Source organism: Caballeronia sordidicola, assembly GCF_000729995.1.
Classification (GTDB): Bacteria; Pseudomonadota; Gammaproteobacteria; order Burkholderiales; family Burkholderiaceae; genus Caballeronia; species Caballeronia sordidicola_A.
In genome coordinates this window covers 1-8447 of record NZ_JNFG01000068.1, presented here as the reverse complement: position 1 = coordinate 8447, position 8447 = coordinate 1, and the positions used below count along the sequence as shown (strand labels likewise).

General features: G+C 62.0%; 7 protein-coding genes. 2 read left to right on the top strand and 5 right to left on the bottom strand.

Annotation, left to right across the window (positions count from 1 at the left end):
- Positions 1-8: 8 nt before the first annotated feature.
- On the bottom strand, positions 9-1508 hold the full coding sequence (locus FH08_RS0133340; protein ID WP_031362524.1) for a DUF1254 domain-containing protein: 1500 nt from the start codon (positions 1506-1508) through the stop codon (positions 9-11).
- Positions 1509-1780: 272 nt separating this feature from the next.
- Here FH08_RS0133340 and FH08_RS52090 point away from each other — a divergent pair, with 272 nt between their 5' ends.
- A complete protein-coding gene (locus FH08_RS52090; protein ID WP_031362523.1) occupies positions 1781-2434 on the top strand; it encodes an FMN-binding negative transcriptional regulator in 654 nt (217 codons plus the stop codon).
- 78 nt (positions 2435-2512) lie between these two features.
- Entirely contained in the window at positions 2513-4837 is a 2325-nt protein-coding gene (locus FH08_RS0133330) for a heavy metal translocating P-type ATPase (protein WP_235210577.1), read from the top strand.
- Here the strand turns inward: FH08_RS0133330 and FH08_RS0133325 are convergent.
- The 4 genes from FH08_RS0133325 to FH08_RS0133310 form a co-directional block, all read right to left on the bottom strand.
- Complete coding sequence (locus tag FH08_RS0133325; RefSeq protein ID WP_035567795.1) at positions 4750-5283, bottom strand: thioesterase family protein; 534 nt, start codon at positions 5281-5283, stop codon at positions 4750-4752. The genes FH08_RS0133330 and FH08_RS0133325 overlap by 88 nt on opposite strands.
- A gap of 24 nt (positions 5284-5307) precedes the next feature.
- Positions 5308-6255 carry an L-carnitine dehydrogenase gene (locus tag FH08_RS0133320; protein WP_031362520.1) on the bottom strand — a complete coding sequence of 316 codons (948 nt, stop codon included), beginning with the start codon at positions 6253-6255 and terminating at the stop codon, positions 5308-5310.
- Between the two features lie 133 nt (positions 6256-6388).
- Positions 6389-7318 carry a 3-keto-5-aminohexanoate cleavage protein gene (locus tag FH08_RS0133315; protein WP_031362519.1) on the bottom strand — a complete coding sequence of 310 codons (930 nt, stop codon included), beginning with the start codon at positions 7316-7318 and terminating at the stop codon, positions 6389-6391.
- Positions 7319-7332: 14 nt separating this feature from the next.
- Positions 7333-8289: a choline ABC transporter substrate-binding protein gene (locus FH08_RS0133310; protein ID WP_031362518.1), complete on the bottom strand. Its 957-nt coding sequence runs from the start codon at positions 8287-8289 to the stop codon at positions 7333-7335.
- Positions 8290-8447: the final 158 nt, after the last annotated feature.

The window sequence follows — 8447 nt, the reverse complement described above, 5'->3', positions numbered from 1 at the left end:
CTGAACTATTATTGCCGCACGATTGCCGGTGGGGCCCACGTCCCATTCGAAGCGTCAGGCTTCGGCGCATAAAGCCGGAACATCAACTGAAAATCACCATCCGGCGCCGGCAACCAATTCGACGCACGCGCCTTCGCAGGCGCCGCAGCCGAAACGGAAATATCGACGGAACCGTCGCGGTTCTTCTTCAGCCGGTCGCGGTCGTTCAGCGAAAGCCGCAACGCCTTGTCGTCGATCAACTCACCGTTCTTCGTGTACGCCGTCAACGTCCAGAACCCGCGCACCGGCGGCAACTGGTTCGGCGCGAAATGCAGCACATATTCGTTCGCACCGTTCAGCGCGTGCGCGTCGCTATCGGAATACGCCACCGGCTTCACCTCATCGTCCCTCGTGCCCGTCCACGCCTGACGCCGCGCCAGAAACGCGCGCAACGTGTAGTCAGTGTCGTAATTGCCGGCGCCATCGCCGAACCACACCCAGCCGTTACGGCTGATCGCATTCGACGGCACCGTGTCCACCCGCGTACGGCCATCGGAGATACCGGTTGCCAGCAAACCGGCATCCGCTGGACGGAACTGCACCGGCTCGCCGGCCTTCACGCCAAGATCGCCCAGCAAACTCACGGCGTGCGGGTCATTCGGAGCAGGTGGATTGTCCTGCATCGCCTTCGCAAGACGCGTGAAAAACGCGGTGGCATCGAGCGAATCCACCCTGTCGCCACCCGCGCCGGTTACCACCGTCGGCGTGCTGGCCGTCACGTTCGGCCAGGCACTGCCGGCTGTCGCAGCGCTGGTTTTATCGGCGGACGGCGCTTCTATGGTCATCGCCGTCTGCAGCTTGCGGGCTTCACGCACGTCGCGCTGGCCATTCACACGCACACGAATGGAAAGCCACACATAACGTGTCGGCGTTTCGACGCGCGTCACGCCGTCAGGAAGCGTGCCCGTATAACCCGCCGGGACAAACGCGATCACATTGCCCTGTTGTGCCGCCAGCCTGGCCGCGCGCGCGGCCTTCCCACTCAGCTTTTTCACCGGCGCGGCCTGATCCGGACCACGCGGGATGCTGAAGTAGATCACGTTGGTCCAGGCATCGAAGGCGCGGGCATCGAAATAACGGCCCCGCGGCGGGTTCGGTGTATCGGGAAGCGAAACCAGCACCGGTCCGCTAGAGACATCCAGCCACGCGGTCGACTCGAGCGTATCCACGCTCGGCCGCCCCGACGCGCCGACCGGCGGCAGCGCCGTCGCATGCCGCAGCGTGTTCACAGGCGCCTGGCCGGGCCGGGACGCATCGCCGCCCGTGGCCTTCTCCCGCGCAATATCCGACACCACGAGCGGATATCCAAACACATAGGCGTCCGCAACCTGATCCTTACGCCAGCCATCCCCGCTGGTCACAACGGGCGCCTGAGTCGCGCAGCCCCCAAGTACTGCCAAACTGCTCAAACCAGCGGCCACCCATAGCGCCGTGTACAACGAAACTGCCCAGCGTCGATTATTTTTCATTCGATTTAAGGATCTGTTTAAGGCTTTCACTTCATTCGTCGAGTGCGCGGGCCGGTCCTCGTCTTCCGGTCTTCTGCCAATCCGCGCCGCGGCGCTTAATCTATCTTGAAAACGGTTTTTATCTTATCCATTGACGATAGGCAAGGAGCGCGTAACAGCCTTGAACGCCCCCGCCGGGGTTTCGGAAAAATTTCCGCCGGCGGGCGCATCGCGTAACATGATTTTTTTCGCTTTATTTAGCCAGTTCTTTCTAATCCGTCCACGAGCCGCCGATGTACCTGCCTCCTTACTTCGAAGAAAAGCGCCCCGAGGTTTTACATCGGCTAATGGCTGATAATCCGCTTGCAGCCCTTGTCACACATAGCGCTAACGGACTGGATGCGAACCACGTGCCTTTCGAGTTCGACGCAAGCCAGGGCGAACACGGCATTTTGCGCGCTCACGTGGCGCGTGCAAATCCGATTTGTCAGGAAATTGAAAGCGGTTCTGACGTAATGGTTATTTTCCAGGGCGCGTCGGGTTATATATCGCCGACTTTTTATCCGGGCAAACAGGAAACGCATCGGCAAGTGCCCACTTATAACTATCTGGTCGTGCACGCGCATGGCCGGATCACGATCCGCGACGACGAGACTTTCGTGCGCGGCGTGGTTGCACGCCTTACACGGAAAATGGAAGCTGGCGAAACCGTGCCCTGGAAAATGGGCGACGCGCCGCCTGATTTCATCCAGACGATGCTGCAAGCCATCGTTGGGATCGAAATCGAGGTCACGCGCCTCGTTGGAAAGCTAAAGCTGAGCCAGAACAAGGCGGCGGCCGACCGGATCGGCGCGATCGATGGCGTGCGACAGCGGGAAACGGACGCCGCGACAGCGCTCGCCGACGCGATGTTGAACGCGCCTCCCCCTATTGAAAATACACCTTGACCTTCCAATCATTGGAATGTCGATACTGGTTACATCGAGCTGAATTCGATGGCTCGCACTGAACCGGGAAGTTTTGTCATGTCTGTTTCCAGTACTACTGCCGCTGCGTCTACGACCGCTGAGTTTGCTATCGGCGGGATGACGTGCGCGTCGTGCGTGCGGCGCGTCGAAAAAGCGCTGGCGAAGGTGCCGGGCGTGGGACAGGTATCGGTCAATCTGGCGACCGAAAAAGCCACCGTCCATGCCGATACAACCGTGTCGCGCGAGCAACTGGTCGCCGCCGTGTCCAAGGCAGGCTACGAAGCGACGTTCATCGAACCTGAAGCCGCGCCAGTCGCCGCGCCCGCCCACACGGGTGAACTCGCGGCGGTGATCGTGTCCGCGCTGCTGACCCTGCCGCTGGTTTTGCCCATGCTTGGGCTGGACCTCCATCTCGGCGTCTGGGTGTCGCTGGCGCTCGCGAGCATCGTGCAATTCGTGCTCGGCGCGCGCTTTTATGTCGGCGGTTTCAAGGCGGCGCGTTCGGGTGAGGGCAACATGGACCTGCTCGTGGCGCTTGGAACGTCGGCCGCGTGGGGCTTGAGCGTGTACGAACTGTTCGCGCATCCCGGCGAGTCTGCCCATCTTTATTTCGAGGCCGCGGCGGTGGTGATCACGCTCGTGCGCTTCGGCAAATGGCTCGAAGCCCGCGCCAAGCGCCAAACCACCGACGCAATTCGCGCACTCGACGCACTGCGCCCGGAGCGCGCGCGGATTCGCGATGCAGCGACCGGGACCGAACGCGATATCGCGCTGGCAGATGTCCGCAACGGCGACGTGGCAATCGTACGGCCCGGCGAACGCTTGCCGGTCGATGGCCTGATCCGCGAAGGCCGCACGCACGTGGATGAATCGCTGATAACCGGCGAAAGCCTGCCTGTGGCGAAGGAAACCGGGGCGCGCGTGACGGCGGGTTCGATCAACGGCGAAGGGGTGATCGCGGTCGAAACAACCGCGACCGGCGCCGAGACCACGCTCGCGCGGATCATCCGGCTGGTTGAATCGGCACAGGCAGAGAAGGCGCCTATTCAGCGCTTGGTGGACCGGGTATCGGGGATATTCGTGCCAGTAATCCTGGTGATCGCGCTCGTGACGCTGGTCGGCTGGCTGTTGATGGGCGCGGGCGTGGAAACAGCCGTGCTGAACGCGGTCGCGGTGCTCGTGATCGCGTGCCCTTGCGCGCTCGGGCTGGCAACGCCCGCCGCGATCATGGCTGGAACGGGCGTGGCAGCGCGGCATGGCGTGTTGATCAAGGACCCGCAGGCGCTGGAAATGGCGCATCGGATCAGGATTGTCGCCTTCGATAAAACCGGCACGCTGACTGTCGGCAAGCCTTCCATGACTGTGTTCGAGGCCGATGAAGGCGTGGACCGGGCAGAGGCTTTGGCGCTGGCGGCGGCCGTGCAGCGGCTCAGCGATCACCCGTTGGCGCGCGCGGTCGTTGCTGCCGCCGACAGTGAACAGATCTCGGCCGTCACCGCGACCGATGCGAAAGCGGTGGCGGGGCGAGGTGTCGAGGCGCGCGTGGGTCAACGCCATCTGGCGATAGCCAGTGATCGTTGGCTCGACGAGTTGCGGCTCGCCGCGCCGGAACGGCTGGCTACGCGGGCGGCGGAACTGGAACAGTTGGGGAATACGGTGTCGTGGCTGGTGGATCTGGGCGCGGAAAGCGATCTTTCAAGCGCCGCGCCGCCGACGCGCGATCGACCGCGCGTGCTCGCCCTGCTCGCTTTCGGCGACTCGCTGAAACCCGGCGCGCGCGCCGCTATCGAACGATTGAGCGCGATGGGCATCAAGAGCGTCCTGCTCACCGGAGACAACGCCGGTAGCGCGGCCAGCGTCGCAGAATCGCTCGGCATTGCACCCGACGCGGTTCACGCGCACATGCTTCCCGCCGACAAGGCGCGCGTGATCGCGGAACTGAAGGCATTGGCGCAAGGCGCGGTGGCGATGGCCGGCGACGGCATCAACGACGCCCCCGCGCTCGCCGCCGCCGATATCGGCATCGCGATGGCGACCGGCACCGACGTCGCCATGGAAGCCGCCGGCATCACGCTGATGCGCGGCGATCCTGCGTTGGTGGCCGATGCCATCGATATCGCACGGCGCACGTATCGCAAGATCCAGCAGAACCTGTTCTGGGCGTTCGTGTACAACCTGATCGGCATTCCGCTTGCCGCGTTCGGACTGCTCAATCCGATGCTCGCCGGTGCAGCCATGGCATTTTCGAGCGTGAGCGTGGTGACGAACGCGTTGTTGTTGCGGACGTGGCGTGCTCAGGCTGGCTTGGTTCCAGTAGCAGCAGACGCCGATGCTGCCGATGCCCGCGGCCCCGACGGCAAGCCGATCACGCGGCCCGCATAACGCGCTTCGTTCGGCGCTTTCGCTGCGTCAAGAAACATCGCTTCGATACGGCCGGCGATGTCCGCATCGAAGGCCGCCGACTTTGCGCCGTTGGTTGTATCGACGTGAAGCAGCATTTGTTCGCTCGCCGCGATAGGCTCTGTCCCCTCGTCCGCGAACATCTCCATGTACAGGTGCACGCGCTTGGCATCGAGCGCGAGTACCGATGCCTCGACGCGAACCGCCGTGCCTTCCTTGATCTCGTGCAGGTAGTTGATGTGCGCCTCGAGCGTGAACAACGAACGGCCGCGCGACGTGCGGCCTGCCTCGTCCAGGCCGATGCGATCCATGAACGCATCGGTCGAGAGGCTGAAGATCAGCATGTAGAACGCGTCACGGAGATGGCCGTTGTAGTCGACCCATTCGGGCCTCACCGTGTCGCGATAGATAGTGCGGTTTTGCGTCACTCGTATGCCCTTTCTAGTCCGCTGCTAGTCCGCTATGCCGTGGCGGGATTTCGCTTCCGCGATAGCCGTCATTACGCTCGTGATGCAGTCGTCGCGATAACGCTCAAGCTGTTTGATGGAGTGTGTACCTTGCTGATCCGTGGTGCCGTCCACGACGCGGTCGATGAGTTCGTCCGTAAGCTTTGGCGCAACCAGCTTGGTCCACGGTAATTCTAGCGCCGGGCCGAATTGCTGCATGAAATGACGCATGCCGGCCTCGCCGCCTGCGAGCGTATAGGTCAGGAACGTACCCATGAACGACCAGCGAATGCCCGCGCCAAAACGAATGGCGTCATCGATTTCACCGGTGGTCGCCACGCCTTCGTTGACCAGGTGAAGTGCTTCGCGCCACAGTGCTTCCAGCAAGCGGTCCGCGATGAAGCCCGGGACTTCCTTGCGGACTCTCAGCGGACGCATACCTATCGATTCATAAAATGCCGATGCGGCTTGCAACGTCGCTTCCGAGGTTTTCTCACCGCCAACCACTTCGACCAGCGGCAACAAATAGACCGGATTGAACGGATGGCCCACGATGCAGCGCGACGCGTCCCTGGCGCTCGCGTAGAAATCCGTCGGCAGCAAGCCCGATGTCGACGACGCGATGATGGCTTCCGGTTTTGCCGCCCGGGATGCTTTCTCATGCAGCGTCAGCTTCAGGTCTTCCCGCTCTGGCGCGCTTTCCTGAATGAAGTCGGCATCGGCGACGCACTCCTCGATAGTCGCAACGAAGCGCAGTCTTTCCTGCGATGCCCCCTTTGCCAGCCCTACTCGTTCGAGCGCCGGCCATGCGTTGGCGACGTTCGCCCTAAGTTGCTGCTCGGCGCCCGGCGCCGGGTCCCACGCTACTACGTCAAGTCCATGCGCTAACGCTCGCGATACCCAGCCGCTTCCAATTACCCCTACGCCCAACGCCGCAAACGTCTTGACTTGCATATACCGGATTCCTTATTAATTTGGATTTCTACTTGCTGTGATGCTGTAGTGTCTTGTGCCTGCTTTTAGCCTGAGATTCCCGCTTGTCGCACGGCCTGCGTCGGCGGGTTTCAGGCTTGTATCGTCTGCGCTCTTACGCGAATTGCTCGATCTTGCGGCGATCAAGCAAACGCTCGCCGCGTGCCGGCAGCTTCAGCTTCTTTCTGCCTTCTGCCGGCGTCAACGCACGACCGCCCAGACGCTCGATGATCTCTACCGCGCGCTGAACCAGCGTCCCATTGCTCGCAAGGACGCCACGATCCAGATACAGATTGTCCTCAAGACCCACGCGCACGTGGCCGCCCAATAACATCGCCTGGGCAACCATTGGCATCTGCATGCGGCCGATTCCGAACCCTGCCCACTGCGCACCGGGCGGCATGTTGTCGACCATCGACTTGAACGTGCCTACGTCCGCCGGTGCACCCCAAGGGATGCCCATGCATAGCTGGAACAAGGGGGCGTCATCGAGCAAACCTTCTTTCTGCATCTGCTTCGCGAACCACAAATGGCCTGTATCGAAGATCTCGAGTTCCGGCTTGACGCCCAGCTCTTGTATTCGCTTCGCGCCTGCCCGAAGTTGCGCGGGAGTGGAGACGTAGATCGTGTCGCCATCGCCGAAATTCAGCGTGCCGCAGTCCAGCGTGCAGATCTCCGGCAACAACTCCTCCACGTGTGCGAGCCGGGTCAGACCACCGACCAGGTCGGTACCGGCGCCGAACTGCATCGGCGCTTCGCCTGCGCCAATTTCAAGGTCACCGCCCATGCCCGCGGTCAGGTTGATGATCACGTCCACATCCGACGAACGAATGCGGTCCACCACCTCGCGGTACAACGCCGGGTCGCGGCTGCCGCGGCCCGTGCGCGGATCGCGGACGTGGCAATGCGCGACGGTGGCGCCGGCTCGCGCGGCCTCGATAGCAGCTTCAGCGATTTGCTTGGGCGTGACCGGGATGGCTGGGTGTTTGCTCGTGGTGTCGCCCGCGCCCGTTACCGCGCAAGTCACGATCACTTCATAGTTCATGTTGCGTCGTCCTTTCAAAGACCAAGATATTGCTTGACTGCCGGCAAGCCGTCCTTGCCGTCCACCGTCTTTACGCCCGCGAGCCATGCATCCAGCACTTGCGGATTTTTCTTCAGATAGTCCTTGGCTGCATCGGCGGGTCGCACTTTGGCCATGACCGGGATCATCAATTGGTTCTCCAGTTGCGTGCTGAACCGCAGATTCGACACCAGCTTGCCGGCGTTCGGGCAGCGCGTGAGGAAGTCGGGGTTGGTCAGCGTATAGACGCGTGCTTCGCCGTAGTTCGGACCGAACACTGCGTCGCCACCGGAGAGGTAGTTCATCTTGATCTGGATGTTCATTGGATGCGGTTCCCAGCCGAGGAACACGACCCACTTCTTGTCGCGCACGGCACGGTCGACGGTGACCAGCATGCCGGCTTCACTCGATTGGACCAGCTTGAAACCACCCAGGCCGTACTGGTTGGTATCGATCATCTTCTGAATCTGGGCGTTTGCGCTGCTGCCCGGCTCGATGCCGTAGATCTTGCCGTCGAGCTCGTCCTTGTGCTTTGCGATGTCCTGGAACGACTTCAGGCCTGCGTCGTATTCATAGCTCGGCACAGCGAGCGTTGCTTTGGCGCCAGAGAGATTCGGCGGGTCGAGCTTGTCGATCTGCTTCGCGTCGATGAACGGCTGGACCGCTTTTTCCTGCACGGGCCACCAGTAGCCCAGCGACACGTCGATCTGCTTGGTCTTCAGACCGGCGAGCGAAATTGGCACGGAGGCCTGGGTGATCTTCGGGTCGTAACCTAGACCCTGGAATACGACTGATGCGAGCGCGGTGGTCGAGGTGATGTCGGTCCAGCCGATATCGACGAATCGAACGGTATGGCAGCTTGCGTCTTCCTTGCTTTGCGCGGATGCGCCGAGGGAGGTCAACGCGAGAAACAGACAGGCGAGCAGCTTTTTCGTTGTCGGGAGTGATGTCATGGCTTCCTGTTCCGGTAATTTTCCGTGTGGGACAGACGCGTTCGGATATGTCCGACCGTGCATAAAAGTAACGCCGCATAATGGTGGGGGGGCGACCGGTTGCGACCGGGAGTTGACTATTAGCGACGGATTTTTTTCGTTCGCACTCGGGGTGGGGC